This is a genomic window from Vibrio sp. Y2-5 (genome assembly GCF_014596725.1).
Lineage (GTDB): Bacteria > Pseudomonadota > Gammaproteobacteria > Enterobacterales > Vibrionaceae > Vibrio.
The window spans coordinates 14,876-33,701 of the sequence record NZ_JACVEG010000011.1 but is presented as its reverse complement, the minus strand read 5'-3'; the positions used below and the strand labels follow the sequence as shown (position 1 = coordinate 33,701).

The following is an 18,826-nucleotide window of genomic DNA, read 5'->3' as shown; positions in this document are numbered from 1 at the left end:
TACTTTTTTGGTGGATGAATTTTAAATAATGATGAAAAAAACACCGCTTGGAATAAAAAAAGAGCACTTAGTGCTCTTTTTACTCTTTGAGTGAACTAGGTATCTCGGCTAGTGTTTTGCAAATTCAGGCTTCAGTTGTTCACAGACATGACGAGCAAAACCAGAGCCAGCTTCTCGATAAATGTTAAACGCTGCGTGCGCGCCTTTTTCGATAAGGTTATCTAACTGATCCGGATATTCGGCAATAGCTGCAATCTGCCCATTAAATGAACGCTTTTTCAATTGCTCTAGGGCAATCTGATTTGCCTGATGGTGTGGCATTGCCAACAGCACCATTTTAACGTTACCTGTATCAAGGATTCTTTCCCAAAAATCGGGGTCGGTAGCGTCACCAGAGATAACGTTTCTACCTTCGTTTCTATGTTCTAAAGCCGTGTCTTCTCTCAGCTCAACGCCCAAACAGATTTTACCATAGCGGGCATGGAACTCGTCGTAAGCGCCAGTCCCAATGCGTCCCATACCAAGAATAATCAGTTGCGAGCTACCCGGATTAATAAACCTGTCTCTGATATTTATTCGTTCGGCGGTTTGTTCTTTTAACCAATGTGCCGAGTAGTGATAGATCTCGTGACCTTTACGTACGATTGGTGCGGTGACAATAAAAGACAAAGGTACTGAAATGGCTAAGGCGACGAGTATGTCTCCCGAGAGCCAGCCCATCTTAAATGCCAGTCCGCCGACGATAAGTCCAAACTCACTGAAGTTGAAGAGAGAAATAGTGGCGAGTAGTGACGTTCGGACACGAAAACGAAACTTGTTTAATACTAAGAAGTACAACACACCTTTGAGTGGCAGTAGCAGCAGTAATAATAGTGCAAGCAAGAAACCAGTGACAGTCGGTTGTTCAGATAAGCCAATGTTCAAGAAAAAGCAGACCAAGAACAACTCTTTCATATTAAACAAAGACTTGGATAACTCTGAGGCTTTGCTGTGTCCCGCTAGCATCATGCCTAAAATGAGTGCCCCTAAATCTGGTTTCATACCAACGAAATCAAATAGGCCAGCCCCTACGACTAAAGCAAAGAAAATCCCTGCCAAAACCAGCATTTCACCGTGCCCAACCCAATCAAGTATTTTGAAAAACAAAGGGCGTATGAATGGGAGCAAGAACAAAGCAAGCGCATACCACTCAGGAATTTTACCTGTTGAAACGGTTAAGAAAATGACGGCGAAGATGTCTTGCATAACAAGAATACCAATCGCGATGGTGCCATAGGTTGCATTCATTTCACCCTTTTCTTGAAGGGATTTGACGGCAAAAACGGTACTTGAAAAGGAGAGTGCAAAGCCAAGCAAAATGATGCTAGAGACAGAAACCAATGCGAGGCTGTCTAATCCTAAGTATTTCAAACCGATAAGGGCAATACTAAATACAGCGGTTGATAAAAGATTATGTATTGTTGCTCCGGCCCAGATCTCTTTTGTCAGCAGAGTCTTGATATCCAGTTTCAAACCGATAGTAAACAGCAGCAGCGTAACACCAAGATCGGCCAAAATGGAGATGGTCTCGTTTGATTCAAAGCCAAAAGCGTGCAGCGCAAAACCAGCGATAAGAAAGCCCACTAGGGGAGGGAGGTTGCACTTTAGCGCAATAAAACCAGCGAAGAATGCCGTTGTAATTAGAATAATTTCCATTGGTAAATATTTGCTTCCCAGAAATAAAAAGGCTGTGTCTAATTAATAGACGCAGCCTTGCATTATAGGGTAATCAGTTGCTTATACCAATGTGGATAGACCCTAATCTTCCAGAAGTTTTTGTAACAATACACCATTCAGCATTGCGCGTTTGATCATTGCAAAAGCACTTAACGTTGGTTGTTTGTCTAATTGGGAAGCTTCAATTGGCAAATTAGTATGGAATGATTTTAGAGATTGATTCTCTACATTGCGTTGAATTGCAGGGAACAGAGTGCTTTTTGCTTCTGTAATCGCACCAGCAATGATGACTTTTTGTGGGTTAAACAGGTTAATGGTAATTGCGATTGCTTTTCCCAACTGATTCCCTACACGTACCAAAGCTTGTTGGGAAAGTTCATCGCCATTGTTGGCATGCTCACATATATCATGAATAGTAATACCATCGACTTGAGACAAGCTGGATTCATAACCTTGAGCGATGAGTTTATTGACGCGATTGACGATCGCTGGGTTCGCTGCAACGGTTTCTAAGCAACCGAAGTTGCCGCATTGGCATTGATCACCCAGTGGGTCTATTTGTATGTGACCAATTTCACCCACGTTACGATTGAAGCCTAAGAAGACTTGACCATTGACAATAATCCCCGCCCCTGTACCTCGGTGAACACTAACCAATATTGAATCCTGACAATCCTGACTGGCACCAAAATAGTGTTCAGCTAATGCCATTCCTCTAACGTCGTTACCAACAAAACATTCTACATGGAAATTGTCTTTGATGATTTCGCCCAGCGGTAAAGTATCTATTTTGACATTTGGCATATATTCAACAACGCCAGTCTCTGGATTGACCAAACCAGGTAAGGCGATACCGATCGCAATCAGTTGCCCAATTGAGGAAGCATGTTGATTAGTGAAATCTTTAAGGTATTTGAGAAGGCCATCTACCAACTCAGTTTGACTGGTATAGAGAAACTCTTGAAAACCTGATGCGATCTCTTTCGCACCTAAGTCAAAAAGACTGAACTGAATGTAGTCTCGCCCAAGGCGTACTGCAACAGAGTGAAATGGAGCGACTTCGGTGGTCAGAGATATTGCTCTTCGACCACCAGTAGAAGCTTGTTGAGCGACCTCTTTAATCAGGCCGCGTTCTAAAAGTTGGCGGGTTATTTTTGTCACACTTGCAGGGGCAAGCTGACTTACATCGGCAACCTGGATTCGAGAAATTGGACCTTGTTGGTCTATTAATCGATATACTGCAGCGCTGTTTAGCTGCTTGACTAAATCTACGTTACCTATTTGTCCGCCATTCATTATTACTTATGCTCGTATTGTCCGTTAACCACAGTCGCTTTTACATTGAAGTCACGGTCAAAAACAGTCAGATTGGCAATCATGCCTTTCTTAATACGACCTAATTTCTGGTCAATACCAATTGCTTTTGCTGGATACAAGGTAGCCATTCTCAGTGCTTCATCTAAAGCGATGCCGACATGCTCAACCGTATTTTGAACTGCTTCAATCATCGTTAGGGCTGAGCCGCCAAGTGTACCGTTTTCGTCGATACACTTGCCATCTCGGTAATATACTTTCTTACCGACAAAAATAAAGTAATCCATCTCTGCGCCTGCAGGAGCTGTGGCATCTGTCACTAATACGAGCTTTTCACCCTTGATTTTATGGGCGATACGGATATTCGCGTAATCAACATGAAAACCGTCAGCGATAATGCCGGCATAGACTTCTGGTGTATCAAAAATAGCACCAACAACACCTGGTTCACGGCCTTGCATTGGTGTCATCGCATTAAACAAATGAGTCGCAAAAGTAATTCCGGATTCAAAGCCTTTACGTGCTTCTTGATAGGTTGCGTTGGTATGGCCAATCGATACTACGATGCCTGCTTGCGCCAATTTTTCAATATGTTGAGGATTATTATTCTCTGGGGCTAACGTCACTTTAGTAATGACATCGCTGTTCTCACACATAAAGTCGATCATTGCTTCATCCGATTCGCGAATAAAGTCAACGCTATGGATCCCTTTTCTTTCAATATTCAAATAAGGACCTTCTAAGTGAAGGCCTAATGAATGATGGCTGTACTTTTGGCGATAGTCACGCTCTGCCGCAACTGCTTGACGCATGTTTTCATCTGAAGAGGTGATAAGAGTAGGTAAGAAGCTTGTACAACCGGATTTAAGGTTAGCTTGATGCATCGTATGGATGGTGTCTGCTGTTATTTCATCGTTGAACATAACGCCGCCACAGCCATTGAGCTGTAAATCAATAAAGCCAGGGCTTAGGTTTGCTCCATCAAGATCTTTTTGCTCTATGTCACTAGGAAGATTTTCTTCAGGGATAATAGCGTGAATTGTATGGGCATTAATGATAACAGCATGGTCAGTTAGTACATCGCTGCCTGTGTATACTTTACAGTTAGTTAGTGCGTACATAATTAACGAATCCTCGTCGATAGACATTCTATAATTTTAGGAGCGATAAGCTGATATTGTCTCTAAAGAGTATGGTACAAGCTGACTCTTTGCTAACTTTTATCAAATCGCGAAATATCTTTGTGCTCAGAGGCAACTCAAATGGTGCTTCTGGACGCTTATTCGGTACCTTATTTATCTTGGTTTGAACACCAAGAATAAGGTTTTTAGTTGTCATAATCTCTTTTGAAATAAGACATTACATCACTTATGTATTAATCGAATAGTACCGATAAATTTATGTTTTTTTATATTGTAAAATAAGTTTTATGATCTCGCTAGCAAAAACCTCGAATTATGCTGCTTTGAGGTGATTACGGTCACAATTGATGAGCTTTTAATTTGCGGAGCAAAATTATTGTCATACACTAAATGTGACTAAATTGGGCGACTAAAATAAGTTTGCCGATATTTATAAAATCCTATAGGGGGAACTTACGGTGAATATTCTTGGATATGCGCAAAAGTTAGGTAAAGCATTGATGCTACCTATCGCAACGCTACCCGTTGCAGCGATCTTATTACGTCTAGGTCAGGGCGACCTGCTAGACATTCCATTTATGGCAGAAGCTGGTGGTGCGATCTTTAGTCAACTACCACTTCTATTTGGTCTTGGCATCGCAATCGGTCTTTCAAGAGACGGTTCTGGTGCTGCTGGTCTAGCTGGTGCAGTTGCGTATTTCGTACTAACAGCAACAGCAAAAACAATTGATCCATCAATTAACATGTCATTCTTCGGCGGTATTTTTGCAGGTATCATCGCAGGTCACGCTTATAACGCTTTTTACGCTACTCGTCTTCCGGAATGGTTAGCGTTCTTCTCTGGTAAGCGTCTTGTACCTATTATGGCTGGCCTGTTTGCGCTTGTGGCTGGTGCCATTTCGGGTATCGTATGGCCAAGTATTCAAGGTGGCCTTGATACTCTTGCGCATGCTGTGTCAACTTCTGGTTCAGTAGGTCAGTTTGTTTACGGTACTCTAAACCGTGCGCTCATTCCTGTCGGTTTGCACCACGTGCTTAACTCATACTTCTGGTTCGGTATGGGTACGTGTCAGGAAATCGTAGTAACGGGTGCTCAGGCTGCTGGTCAAGCTCTACCTGCACTACAAAAGCTATGTGTGGATCCATCTATTGCTAAAGCTCTAGTCGTTGGTCAAGAGCATACGTTTAACTTCCAAAACGTAGCGACTCCAGAAATCACAGCTGTTGTTAAAGAAGTAACTGAAACAATGAAGTCTGGCGACCTACACCGTTTCTTCGGTGGCGATAAGAGCGCTGGTGTATTCATGAACGGCTTCTTCCCAATCATGATGTTCGGTCTACCTGGTGCTGCATTAGCAATGTACTTTGCCGCGCCTGTAGAAAAACGTCATCAAGTTGGTGGTGCATTGTTCTCTGTAGCATTCTGTTCATTCCTAACAGGTATCACAGAACCTCTAGAGTTCATGTTTGTGTTCCTAGCACCTGCACTATACGCAATGCACGCAGTGTTCACTGGTCTAGCTCTAGTTGTTGCTAACATGTTTGGTACACTACACGGCTTTGGTTTCTCTGCTGGTCTAATCGACTTCGCATTAAACTGGGGTCTAGCAACTAAACCTGTAACTCTACTTATCATTGGTCTAGCGTTCTTCGCTCTATACTTCTTCACATTTACATTCGCAATCCGTACTTTCAACTTGAAGTCACCAGGTCGTGAAGATGATGATGAAGCTGTTGCAGCGCCTTCAAGCTCAAGTGCTGACAAAGGTGAGCTAGCGCGCCAATACCTAAAAGCTCTAGGTGGTCACGAAAACCTAACAACTATTGATGCTTGTATTACACGTCTACGTCTAACACTGAAAGACCGTTCAGTGGCTGACGAAGCGGTATTGAAGAAACTAGGTGCTAAAGGTGTGGTTAAACTTGGCGAAAACAACCTACAAGTTATCCTTGGCCCACTAGCAGAAATCGTTGCTGGCGAAATGAAAGCAATCAGTGCTACTGAAGATCTATCTGGCGTGAAACTGCCATAATAGATAAAATTCTGTAGCTGAAATGAAAGCCTTCGCTATATGCGAAGGCTTTTTGCTTTGTAAGACGTTGGCTACATAACAAGCGAAGGAAATATTATTTCCTAATAAATCCGCAGTTTTTATTGTGAAAATGCCCAGAATTGTGGATCATTGAACGCAATATTTCTGTGGATTGCGGCTAATTTGGCCCAGACAGGAAAACTTTCTGCCAGTATTAAATTATTTTGAGGTGCTATAGATGAGTGAAGCTGAGGCTCGTCCATCGAACTTCATTCGCCAAATCATAGATAAAGATTTAGCGGATGGTAAACACACTAGCGTGCATACTCGTTTCCCGCCAGAGCCTAATGGTTATCTGCATATCGGTCACGCGAAGTCGATTTGTTTGAACTTTGGTATCGCTCAAGACTATCAGGGCCAGTGTAACTTACGTTTTGATGACACAAACCCAGAGAAAGAAAACATCGAATACGTAGAATCAATTAAGAAAGATGTAAGTTGGCTAGGCTTTGAGTGGTCTGGTGATATTTGCTATTCATCTGATTATTTTGACAAACTATACGAATATGCGCTGGAGCTTATCAACAAAGGTTTGGCTTATGTTGAAGAGCTGACTCCAGAGCAGATCCGCGAATACCGTGGTACTTTAACCACTCCGGGCAAACACAGTCCTTATCGTGACCGTAGCGTAGAAGAAAACTTGGCTCTATTTGAAAAAATGAGAACTGGTGGCTTCAAAGAAGGTGAAGCATGTCTGCGTGCTAAAATCGATATGGCTTCGTCATTCATCGTAATGCGTGATCCAGTCATCTACCGTGTTCGCTTTGCTGATCATCATCAGACGGGTGACAAGTGGTGCATTTACCCAATGTACGACTTTACGCACTGTATTTCGGATGCGTTGGAAGGTATTACGCACTCTATCTGTACTTTGGAATTCCAAGATAACCGCCGTCTGTACGATTGGGTGCTTGATAACATCACGATTGATTGTCATCCACGTCAATATGAGTTCAGCCGCCTGAATCTAGAATACACAGTAATGTCTAAGCGTAAGCTAAATCAGCTTGTGACTGAGAAATTGGTCGATGGTTGGGATGACCCGCGTATGCCTACAATTTCCGGTTTGCGTCGTCGTGGTTTTACAGCTGCTTCTATTCGTGAATTCTGTAAACGTATTGGTGTTACTAAGCAAGACAACATGATTGAGTTTAGTTCACTAGAGTCATGTATTCGCGATGATCTAAACACCAATGCACCGCGTGCAATGGCTGTGTTGGATCCTGTGAAGATGGTTATCGAAAACTTCGATGCAGGTAATGTGGAAGTGCTTAATCTTGCTAACCATCCCAATAACCCTGATATGGGGTCTCGTGATGTACCATTTACTCGTGAAATCTGGATTGAACGTGAAGACTTCCGAGAAGAAGGTAACAAGAAATACAAGCGTTTGGTGTTAGGTAAAGAAGTTCGTCTGCGTGGCGCGTATGTTGTAAAGGCAGAGCGTGTAGAGAAAGACCAAGACGGCAACATCACAACGATTTACTGCACTTACGATCCAGCGACATTGGGCAAAAACCCAGAAGATGGTCGTAAAGTGAAAGGAGTGATCCATTGGGTATCTGCAGATAAAGGTCTTCCAGCTGAATTCCGTCTATATGATCGCCTATTCACGGTACCTAACCCAGGTGCAGCCGATGATTTCGCCGCAACGATTAACCCAGAATCACTGGTTAAGGTGAATGGTTTTGTTGAACCGAGCCTTGCGACTGCAGAAGCTGAAGTTGGTTACCAATTTGAGCGTGTGGGTTATTTCTGTGCTGATAATAAAGATTCAACGCCAGAATCTTTAGTGTTCAACCGCACTGTTGGCCTTCGCGATACTTGGGCTAAAATTGAGTCTGAGTAATATCCGAGTAAGGTAACACGATGTAAAAGCCAGCTTAAAGCTGGCTTTTATTTTTTGAATCGTCATTATGGTATCGGACATGAGTAACAAAAATGGATTTTTAGTGTGAGATTGCTGCGATTATTACGGTACGAACACATTTTTTGCGTTATCTCCTATAGTTTTGCTCCTCTTATCCGATATATTTAACAGATTATTATCTTTATTAATTCATAGCACCTAGCTGAGCCTTATATGCGTCAATTTTTTAAACGCCTGTTACTGCCAATCGCTGTAGCGGCCGTGACTCAGACTTCTTTCGTTAGTGCAGAGAGTATTCGCCTTATTGGTCCGACTGGCGAAGTTCAGTCAGCGCCACAATATAGTAGTGATATTGTCCGTAATCGAACAACAGCAACGGCAGAGCCTTCACAGGTTCTTGGCCCTACTTCTGAAAAAGACACTTTATGGTCGATTGCATCACGTATACGTCCCTCTAACCAAGTTTCCGTACAGCAGACGCTACTGGCAATTTATCGTTTAAATCCTCAAGCGTTTGAAAACCAAAATATTCATAGCCTAATTCCCGGTAGCTCATTACGTATTCCTTCTCTCGCTCAAGTGAGCAGTGTTTCAACGGAAGAAGCGGTCAATGTAATGGCCGCGCATAAAGCTCGCCTCGCTCAACAGTCAGCGAAGCCTGCAACCCCCGCCGTTAACACACCAAAAGTAGAACCTAAACCGACAGTAGATGTGAAACCAACCGCTGTCGCTCCTACAGAAACGAAGGTTCCTGAAGCGCAAGCAACGTCAACAGTTCCTGCGATTGCAGAAAAGCCTGTTATGGAAGCCAAAAATGATGACAGCATGAAAGTGTCATCAGCTGATCAAAATGAAATACAGGCACTGGAAGAGAAGAACCACAGACTGCGTTTGATGCTTGCAGAAGTGCAATCTGAAGTAAGCGGTTTGAAACAAGAATTGGGTGACGAAAACCGTATTCGTTCTGAAGTCGAAAAACTGTTGGCTGAAGAGAGAATTAAACGCGAAGAGATGCAACGTCTAGCACCTTCTAAGCTAGATGAATTGCTTGCGAACAACTGGGTTGTTGCTGGGTTAGCACTTATTCCAGGATTATTAATCGCTTTACTCGTGGTGCTATTTTTAGGACGTCGTTCAGGTTCAAATCAAGCATCAAGCTCACCAACTCAAGAAACCGCACTCAACACGAATTCTAGCGCTGAAACTGTTGCTCCACTTGCGGTTGGTGATCAGGCTCTGGAAGATTTAGATGATGAGTTGCTTCTGGACGATGATCTGTTTGGCAGCATGGATGACAACGATTCACTCTTTGGTGAAGAGAAGAAAGAAGATGCAGCGGATGAAGACGAAGGTGACATCTTTGCTGGTTTAGACGATAGCGAATTAGACTTCGATTTAGAAGGTGAAGAAGGCGAAGACTTGTTCGCTGCTATTGATGACTCTGGTGACCTTGATACCGACTTCGGTGATTTATCTTCTAGCAATAACGGTATCGATGTCAAAGTTGATGAGAAAGCCCTCGGTTTAGAAGAAATGGAGCGCGCTCTAGACGAAGCATCGCAGAACAATGATGAAGATGATGAGATTGGCTTTGACCTGTCTGATGACGGTGAAATGTCACAAGCTGATATTGAATCCTTATTGGCTACAGATGGTGATTCTGAAGAGCTTGATTCACCGTCTCTTGATCAATCTATGTTGGATGAACTGTTTGCAGCACAAGACGATGATGAAAGCAGTTCAGAGTTGCTAGATTTCGACAGCTTGCTAGAAGATGAAAAGTCTCAAAGCGGTCTTGAGCCTGAAGCGGCTACATTCACTTCAGATGAAGAGTTAGACGACATATTTTCAAACATAGAAGCCCAAGCTGACCTAGAGTCTTTAGAGGCGAATGCGCAGGACGATACCGCATTACTTGACGAGTTGTTGTTAGAAGATGATGAAGATGAGCCAGACTTCGAAGCCAATAGCACAGCGTTGCTAGATGAGCTTTTGGATGAAAATGGTTTTGATGAAGCAGATTCTGAACAAAATGTCGCCGACGAAATGATGCTGGAACTGGACGAACTACTGGGAGAAGCCGGTGATTCGGACATACCTGATATCGACGAAAACAGTACAGACCTGCTCGATGATTTTGTTGGTGAACTGAGTGAGGAACCGACTGGGTACGAAGACTTTTTAGCCGATGACGTTAGTTTAGAGTCCGAAGACTCAGATGAGCCAGATGAAAGCTTAGAGCTTTTTGATGAGCTGCTGACAATCGAACAAAACGCTGAATCTGAAGAATTGGTTGAAGATTTCAATAGTGAAAACTTTATCGATGACCTCATTACTAATGCACCTAAATCAGATCCTTTACTGGATGAAGAATTCGAATCAATTTCCGCACTAAAGGAAGACGATTTAGAACTGGATGATTTCGAATTTAATCCAGAAATTGAAGGTAGCGAACAAGCTGATACAGAACAAGAGCAAGCTGTAGCGAATGAATTCGGTGTTCCTCAAGATGATGATTGGGTGTTTGATGGTTTAGAAGCAGAAGCAGAAGCAGAAGCAGAAGCAGAAGCTCCAGAAACGCAAGACGAAGCGGAACCTGCTGAGGTTTTAGCGGAAGAGACTGCGTCTGAACAGCCAGAGCAAGACATTGCCACAGAATTCGATGAGTTAGATCTTCCAGAGTACACAACAGAAGAAGATGCGCTGGCCGATGTTGAATCTGAAGCAGCAGAAATGGAAGCTCCAGAAGCGCAAAACGAAGTGGAGCCTGCTGAGGTTTTAGCGGAAGAGACTGCGCCTGAACAGCCAGAGCAAGACATTGCCACAGAATTCGACGAATTAGATCTGCCAGAGTACACAGAAGAAGATGCGCTGGCCGATGTTGAATCTGAAGCAGCAGAAACGGAAGCTCCAGAAGCGCAAAACGAAGTGGAGCCTGCTGAGGTGTTAGCGGAAGAGACTGCGCCTGAACAGCCAGAGCAAGACATTGCCACAGAATTCGACGAATTAGATCTTCCAGAGTCCACAGAAGAAGATGCGCTGGCCGAGGTTGAATCTGAAGCAGCAGAAACGGAAGCTCCAGAAGCGCAAAACGAAGTGGAGCCTGCTGAGCTTTTAGCGGAAGAGACTGCGCCGGAACAGCCAGAGCAAGATATTGCCGCTGAATTCGACGAATTAGATCTGCCAGAGTACACAGAAGAAGATGCGCTGGCCGATGTTGAATCTGAAGCAGCAGAAATTGAAGCTACAGAAGCGCAAGACGAAGCGGAACCTGCCGATGTTTTAGCGGAAGAGACTAAGCCCGAGCAGCCAGAACAAGACATTGCAGCAGAATTCGAAGAGTTAGATCTTCCAGAGTACACTGAAGAAGATGCGCTGGCCGATGTTGAATCTGAAGCTGCAGAAACGGAAGCTCCAGAAGCGCAAAACGAAGTGGAGCCTGCCGAGGTGTTAGCGGAAGAGACTGCGTCTGAACAGCCAGAGCAAGACATTGCCACAGAATTCGATGAGTTAGATCTTCCAGAGTACACAACAGAAGAAGATGCGCTGGCCGATGTTGAATCTGAAGCAGCAGAAACGGAAGCTCCAGAAGCGCAAAACGAAGTGGAGCCTGCCGAGGTTTTAGCGGAAGAGACTGCGCCTGAACAGCCAGAGCAAGACATTGCAGCAGAATTCGATGAGTTAGAACTTCCAGAGTACACAGAAGAAGATGCGCTGGCGGATTCTGAATTCGTCGAAGAGCAAGAGTTGCCAGAAGCTGAAGCCGAGATCGCGGATGTAGAAATTGACGATTCTGAGTTACCTGAGTATACGGAAGAGGATGCTCTAGCGGATATGTTCTCCCAAACGGATGAACTGTCTGATGAATCAGAAGACGCTCAGTTAGATGATTCATCGCTGTACGCAGAGGCAGAACCAGAGACAACGGAAGTTAATCTTAGCGATGTTTCTAAACAAGAGTTTGATGAGCAAGCGCTTTCCGATTGGTTGACTGACGAGGATAAAGCAGAAACTCACTTTGCTTTTGACAAACCTATTGATGCGAAGTCCGTTGACAGTGCTGGCATGGACATTGATGCCATGCTGGAAATGGGCGGAGAAGATTGGAATGGATTTAACTTAACGCCTGATCAGCAAGCGACGATATCTGACGAAGTGCCAGAAACTGAGAAGGACGTGTGGCATCCTGAAATTCAGGTGAAAGAGCCAGAAGTCGCCCAAGAAAATTGGGGAAATCAGGAAGAGTTTGCTGATTTTGAGCCTACTAGTCGTCAGTTTATGACTATCGACGATTTAATGGCTCAGGTTGAGAGCGATGATGGCAGCACTCTTAATCTAGATAATGAAGAGTTAAAACTGGATGTGGGACTCAATGAGTTCCCAGATGTGATTGGTGATGTCAGTGATATCGACGTAGACAGTAATTCAGAAGCTGCAGGTAAGCTAGATTTAGCGAAAATCTACGTTGAGATGAACGATGATAAAGGTGCCATTAAGTTGCTGGAAGAAGCGATCGTGGATGGTAGTGATGAAATTCGCCAACAGGCGAAGCACCTTATCGATGTCATTAATGGTCGAGTGTAATAAAGATAACTAGAGTAAGAGGCAGCATTCGCTGCCTCTTTGCTTATTTCGGAATGATACACAGCAGGAGAGACCCAGTGGCTATAAACATTCGTGGGTTAGAAATCTCAAGCGATTGATATTATACTGCCCGACCCAAGGTCAGCAGACCTATAGTGATTAAGAGTAATACACCATGAGAATAGCGTTGGGTATTGAGTATGACGGTACTCATTACTTTGGTTGGCAGCGTCAAAGAGAAGTTGCAAGTGTTCAAGAAGAGCTAGAAAAAGCACTGTCTGTCGTCGCCAACCATCCTGTTGAAGTTCAGTGTGCAGGACGCACAGATGCTGGCGTACATGGCACTGGACAAGTTGTGCATTTTGATACAACAGCGACACGAAAAATGGTCGCTTGGACGATGGGAACCAATGCGAACTTACCGAAAAATATCGCGGTACGTTGGGCAAAAGAAGTGCCTGACGAATTTCACGCTCGCTTTACCGCAACTGCTCGACGTTATCGTTATGTGATTTATAACCATGAATACCGTCCGGGGATTCTGGCTTCTGGTGTGAGCCACTATCACGGAGAACTTGATGCGGAAAAAATGCATCAAGCTGGCCAATATCTGTTGGGTGAGAATGATTTCACGTCATTTCGAGCCGTTCATTGCCAGTCACGTAGTCCGTGGCGTAATATTATGCACTTGAATGTTACCCGCCATGAACGTTACGTAGTTATTGATATTAAAGCGAATGCTTTCGTTCATCACATGGTTCGCAATATTACTGGTAGCCTTATTGCTGTTGGTCGTGGTGAGAAAGAACCTGAGTGGATTCAGTGGTTGCTGGATGCGAAAAATCGCACATTGGCGGGGGCAACTGCAAAAGCGGAAGGTCTATATTTGGTGTCTGTGGATTACCCACAAGAGTTTGATTTACCAAAACCACCATTAGGGCCGCTATTTTTACCTGATCATTTGAACTAATGTTGAACTAAAGTGTAGTAATTGGCTCAAAGTTATCAGTTGATTAGCGTTGAAAATGAGCAATATTAGGTGTGTGTGGCTGGTACAAGAAATAGGTACAACCAGTTTTTTGTCTACAGTTGGCATTTTCTATGCTTTAATCCCCACGCATTATTGTCGAATTTAAATCTTTCGCATTGAGCGGGAGAGCACAGAGTAAAAGGTCTTCTATGAGTTGGCTTGAAAAGATTTTAGAAAAAAGCAACATAGTAACTTCACGTAAAGCATCGATTCCTGAAGGTGTTTGGACTAAGTGTACGTCTTGTGAGCAGGTGCTATACCACGCAGAGCTTGAGCGCAACCTCGAAGTTTGTCCAAAGTGTAATCATCACATGCGTATGAGAGCGCGTCGTCGTCTGGAAACATTCTTAGACGAAAACAATCGTCAAGAGATTGCACAAGAGCTTGAGCCTCAAGATAAACTAAAATTCAAAGATTCTAAGCGTTATAAAGAACGCCTAGCAGCGGCGCAAAAAAACAGCGGCGAGAAAGATGCTCTTATCGTTATGAACGGTGAGTTGCACGGTATTCCACTTGTGGCTTGTGCTTTTGAATTCTCATTCATGGGTGGTTCAATGGGCTCGGTTGTCGGTGCTCGTTTTGTTCGTGCAGTGGAGTCGGCAATTGAACGAAACTGTGGCCTAGTATGTTTCTCTGCAAGTGGCGGTGCTCGTATGCAAGAGGCTTTGATGTCTCTAATGCAAATGGCTAAAACCAGTGCAGCGTTAGAGCGCTTGTCAAACGAAGGACTACCGTTCATTTCGGTAATGACTGACCCAACAATGGGTGGTGTTTCTGCAAGCCTTGCGATGCTGGGTGATGTCAATATCGGTGAGCCAAAAGCACTGATCGGTTTTGCTGGCCGTCGCGTTATTGAGCAAACAGTACGTGAAGATCTTCCAGAAGGCTTCCAACGCAGCGAATTCCTGCTAGAGCACGGCGCGATTGATATGATCGTAGACCGTCGCGAAATGCGTCAACGCATTGCAGGCTTACTTGCGAAGATGACCAACCAAAAATCTCCACTCGTAGTTTCTGTGAACGATGCTCCACAAGAGGAAGCATATTCAGTACCAGAAGCGAAGAAAAAAGGGTAAAGTAGGCGCTAACTAAACCAAAGAAAACAATGGTTCTACGTTAGATGAAACAAAACCCAATTCCTCAAGCCACATCTCCACTGTCGATGTGGCTTGATTATTTAACCCATATTCACACTTCTGCAATTGATTTAGGCTTGGACCGCGTACAAGCGGTGGCTAACAAAGCCTCTCTCACTAAACCCGCTCCTACCGTTATCACAGTTGCCGGAACCAACGGCAAGGGTTCTACCTGTGCGTTAATGGAAAGTATTCTTCTGGATGCAGGTTATTCGGTCGGTGTCTACAGTTCTCCTCACCTTATTAGCTACAACGAACGTGTACGTATTAACGGTGTTGATGCTCGTGATGAACTACACACAGAAGCTTTTGCTTATATTGAAGAACAGCGTGGCGAAATTAGCCTAAGCTTGTTTGAGTTCGGTACATTGGCTGCGCTGCGCATTTTTCAAACAGAAAAAGTCGATGTTGTGCTGTTAGAGGTTGGCCTTGGTGGTCGTCTTGATGCGACTAACGTGGTTGATCACGATGTATCTGTTATTACCAGCTTAGCTATCGACCATGTTGATTGGCTGGGTGATGATATCAATGTGATCGGTTTTGAGAAGGCGGGCATTTTCCGAACAGGTAAGCCAGCCATTTGCGGGCAACCAAAGCCTCCTTCAACGGTTGCCGCTCATGCCGATGATATTGGTGCGGATTTCTATCAAGTTGGTATCCAGTTTGATTATGAAAAAGTGTCAGACTCTGTTTGGCAGTGGAGAAGTGGGCCTTTTGACCTCACTGATCTGCCAGTCCCAACACTTCCTCTTGCTAATGCGGCAACGGCATTGATGGCTTTGGGATGTTCAGGGTTAGAAGTTAGCGATGTCAATATTGTCGAAGGTCTGCGCAAAGCAAAATTGGCTGGGCGCATGCAGCGCATTAGTGATAATCCAATAGTACTACTTGATGTGGCTCATAACCCTCATTCAGCCGAATATCTTGCTAGCCAGATCCGTATTCAGTTTCCTGATAAAACCATACATATGGTGCTAGGTATGCTGCACGATAAAGATATTCAGTCCACCATTGATGTGTTTAAGCCATTTGTGAAGCATTGGTACCCAGCTTCGTTGTCAGGACCCAGAGCGGCTTCTGCAACTGAATTGTGTCAGCACCTTGAACAAGGTCAAGTGGAGTATGCAAACCCTGTAAGTGCATTTGAAAGTGCGATGACAAGGGTTGCTGATGGTGATGTCATAATCGTCGCTGGATCTTTTCACACAGTCGGTGAAGTGCTTGAGCACTGGAAAAATAAAGGAGCGTAAATGGCGAGTAAATTTCAAAGCCGTTTAGTAGGTACTATTATTTTGGTAGCGATAGGTGTCATCGTTTTGCCTGATGTTCTTGATGGCAAGAAAATGCACTATCAAGAAGAGATCACAAGCATTCCGATCAAGCCTGAGCTTAATAGTGATGTAGAAAAGTTCGAAGTGCTTGAGCCTGTTGAAGATCAAACCGCATTACCGGAATCTCCGGTCTCTGTCACTCAACAAACGTCTCAGACATCAAACGCCTCGGCTGATGCTGATAAACCGATGGAAACCGTCGTCAAAGAAGTACCTGAGAAAAATGACTACCAAGACAGCGCGTGGATCATTCAGTTGATGGCATTGAAGAACGCAGAAAACGCGAAAAACGTTGTGAGCGATTTGCAAAAACGCGGTTATCAAGCTCACACAAAACAAGAAAACGGTTTTACAAGAGTAATCATTGGACCTGATGTCTCAAAAAGTAAGCTTGAGAGACAACTGCTGGAATTAGAGAAAGTTACCGGTTCAAAAGGTCAATTGCTCAAATTTAAACCACTAAACCCATAAGAAAACGTTTGCGTCGCGTTTTTTTCTGTTAAAATGCGCGCCAACTTAAGATGTAAGAACTCATGAATTGGTTAGATATTGTCATTTTAAGTGTGATCGGCTTGTCAGCTTTGATCAGTTTGGTACGTGGCTTTGCGAAAGAAGCCCTGTCATTAATTATCTGGTGTGGTGCATTTTTTATTGCTTCACAGTACTACGCAAAACTTGCGGTGTACTTTACCAACATTAAAGACGATTTGATTCGCAACGGCGCCGCCATTGCTGCACTCTTTGTAGCAACCTTAGTGGTGGGGGCTATTGTGAATTATGTGATTTCGCAATTGGTTCAGAAAACAGGTTTATCAGGTACGGATAGAGTCTTAGGCGTTGTATTTGGCGCATTACGTGGGGTTCTAATCGTAGCGGCAGCTCTGTTTTTTATCGATACCTTTACTGCATTACCAAGCTCAGAGTGGTGGAAGAGTTCGCAACTAGTACCGGAATTTAGCCGTGTGATTGCGCCTCTCTTCGAACACATACAAGCAACATCAAGTTTTCTATCTGACGCGATATGACGCGTCAGTTACTGACGCAAATCGAGGAATAAGACATGTGTGGTATTGTTGGAATCGTGGGCACAACGCCTGTAAACCAGTCTATTTATGACGCTTTAACGGTATTGCAGCATCGTGGCCAAGACGCCGCTGGTATTTGTACCATAGATAGCAATCGTTTCCGTCTGCGCAAGGCGAACGGTTTAGTAAAAGATGTCTTTGAAGCCAAACACATGCAGCGTCTTCAAGGTACTGTGGGTATTGGGCACGTTCGCTACCCAACTGCAGGCAGCTCAAGTGCATCTGAAGCTCAGCCTTTTTACGTAAACTCTCCATTCGGTATCACGCTTGCTCATAACGGCAATCTAACCAATGCGAATGTTGTACGTGAAAAGTTATTCGAAAAAGATCGTCGTCATATCAATACCACTTCAGATTCTGAAGTTCTGCTAAACGTATTGGCGCATGAGATTGATACTGTAAGAGGTAATGTTACTTCTGAAGATGTCTTCCGTGCAGTGGCAAACGTACACCGCACTATTCGTGGCGCATACGCGGTCACAGCTATGATCATTGGTCACGGTATGATTGCATTCCGCGACCCAAATGGTATTCGTCCACTTTGCCTTGGTAAGCGCGAAGTGAATGGTAGTACTGAATACATGGTTGCGTCAGAATCGGTAGCACTCGATGCGGTAGGTTTCGACTTCGTACGTGATGTTGCGCCGGGTGAAGCTATTTACGCAACCTTTGAAGGTGAGCTGTTCACTAAACAGTGTGCTGATAGCCCAAGTCTTACTCCATGTATTTTCGAGTTCGTTTACTTTGCTCGTCCTGATTCATTCATCGATAAAATCTCTGTTTACAGCGCACGCGTTGAAATGGGTAAACGTCTAGGCGACCGTATTAAGAACGAATTTTCTGATTTGGACATTGATGTTGTTATTCCAATCCCAGAAACATCAAACGATATTGCACTGCAAATTGCTCAAGCGATTGATAAGCCATACCGCCAAGGTTTCGTGAAAAACCGTTATGTTGGTCGTACGTTCATCATGCCGGGTCAACAGCAGCGCAAGAAATCTGTTCGTCGCAAACTGAATGCTATCCGTTCTGAATTTAAAGATAAGAATGTACTGCTTGTCGATGACTCAATTGTACGTGGAACGACTTCTGAGCAGATTATCGAGATGGCTCGTGATTCTGGTGCAGCGAAAGTTTACATGGTATCAGCAGCGCCTGAGATTCGTTTCCCGAACGTATATGGTATCGATATGCCAACAGCAAACGAGTTAATTGCTCACGGCCGTGATAATGACGATATCTGTAAACAAATTGGTGCTGACGCGCTTATCTTCCAAACGCTTGAAGATTTAGAAGATGCAGTGCGCGTAGGTAACCCTGATATCGCTAAATTTGAAGCATCGGTATTTAACGGTGAATACGTGACAGGCGACATCGACCAGAAATACCTTGACTACCTAGAGTCGATGCGTGGTGACGATGTAAAAGCACAACGTGAAATTCAGGATCTAGCAAGTCTGGAACTGTACAACGAAGGTGCTTAATCACTTTACGTTTCAGTATGTTGATAGTCAATGAATAG

The 18,826-nt window shown here is 44.0% G+C and carries 12 protein-coding genes; 9 read left to right on the top strand and 3 right to left on the bottom strand.

Annotated elements, in window-relative coordinates; translation table 11 throughout:
• Nucleotides 1-108 precede the first annotated feature (108 nt).
• The 3 genes from HUO09_RS19385 to nagA all read right to left on the bottom strand — a co-directional run bounded on the left by HUO09_RS19385 (nucleotide 109) and on the right by nagA (nucleotide 4,151).
• Nucleotides 109-1,695: a cation:proton antiporter family protein gene (locus HUO09_RS19385; protein WP_167411207.1), complete on the bottom strand. Its 1,587-nt coding sequence runs from the start codon at nucleotides 1,693-1,695 to the stop codon at nucleotides 109-111.
• 102 nt (nucleotides 1,696-1,797) lie between these two features.
• On the bottom strand, nucleotides 1,798-3,012 hold the full coding sequence (locus HUO09_RS19380; RefSeq protein WP_167411206.1) for an ROK family protein: 1,215 nt from the start codon (nucleotides 3,010-3,012) through the stop codon (nucleotides 1,798-1,800).
• A gap of 2 nt (nucleotides 3,013-3,014) precedes the next feature.
• Complete coding sequence (gene nagA / locus HUO09_RS19375) at nucleotides 3,015-4,151, bottom strand: N-acetylglucosamine-6-phosphate deacetylase (protein ID WP_188235058.1); 1,137 nt, start codon at nucleotides 4,149-4,151, stop codon at nucleotides 3,015-3,017.
• A gap of 479 nt (nucleotides 4,152-4,630) precedes the next feature.
• On the opposite strand from nagA, the gene nagE reads away from it, so the two are divergent.
• The 9 genes from nagE (at nucleotide 4,631) to purF (ending at nucleotide 18,788) form a co-directional block, all read left to right on the top strand.
• On the top strand, nucleotides 4,631-6,205 hold the full coding sequence (gene nagE, locus HUO09_RS19370) for an N-acetylglucosamine-specific PTS transporter subunit IIBC (RefSeq protein ID WP_188235057.1): 1,575 nt from the start codon (nucleotides 4,631-4,633) through the stop codon (nucleotides 6,203-6,205).
• 238 nt (nucleotides 6,206-6,443) lie between these two features.
• Entirely contained in the window at nucleotides 6,444-8,114 is a 1,671-nt protein-coding gene (glnS, locus tag HUO09_RS19365) for a glutamine--tRNA ligase (RefSeq protein ID WP_167411203.1), read from the top strand.
• 234 nt (nucleotides 8,115-8,348) lie between these two features.
• Nucleotides 8,349-12,719 (top strand): FimV/HubP family polar landmark protein, encoded by a 4,371-nt coding sequence (locus HUO09_RS19360; RefSeq protein WP_188235056.1) that lies wholly within the window; start codon nucleotides 8,349-8,351, stop codon nucleotides 12,717-12,719.
• A 175-nt stretch (nucleotides 12,720-12,894) separates the two neighbouring features.
• Nucleotides 12,895-13,689, top strand: a complete 795-nt coding sequence (gene truA / locus HUO09_RS19355) for a tRNA pseudouridine(38-40) synthase TruA (RefSeq protein WP_188235055.1) — start codon at nucleotides 12,895-12,897, stop codon at nucleotides 13,687-13,689.
• Between the two features lie 209 nt (nucleotides 13,690-13,898).
• On the top strand, nucleotides 13,899-14,825 hold the full coding sequence (gene accD / locus HUO09_RS19350; protein ID WP_167413481.1) for an acetyl-CoA carboxylase, carboxyltransferase subunit beta: 927 nt from the start codon (nucleotides 13,899-13,901) through the stop codon (nucleotides 14,823-14,825).
• A 44-nt stretch (nucleotides 14,826-14,869) separates the two neighbouring features.
• Nucleotides 14,870-16,135 (top strand): bifunctional tetrahydrofolate synthase/dihydrofolate synthase, encoded by a 1,266-nt coding sequence (gene folC, locus HUO09_RS19345; RefSeq protein WP_167413480.1) that lies wholly within the window; start codon nucleotides 14,870-14,872, stop codon nucleotides 16,133-16,135.
• On the top strand, nucleotides 16,136-16,687 hold the full coding sequence (locus tag HUO09_RS19340; RefSeq protein ID WP_188235054.1) for an SPOR domain-containing protein: 552 nt from the start codon (nucleotides 16,136-16,138) through the stop codon (nucleotides 16,685-16,687). It abuts the gene before it with no gap.
• A 62-nt stretch (nucleotides 16,688-16,749) separates the two neighbouring features.
• Entirely contained in the window at nucleotides 16,750-17,241 is a 492-nt protein-coding gene (locus HUO09_RS19335) for a CvpA family protein (protein WP_167413478.1), read from the top strand.
• Nucleotides 17,242-17,276: 35 nt separating this feature from the next.
• Nucleotides 17,277-18,788 carry an amidophosphoribosyltransferase gene (gene purF / locus HUO09_RS19330; protein ID WP_167413477.1) on the top strand — a complete coding sequence of 504 codons (1,512 nt, stop codon included), beginning with the start codon at nucleotides 17,277-17,279 and terminating at the stop codon, nucleotides 18,786-18,788.
• Nucleotides 18,789-18,826: the final 38 nt, after the last annotated feature.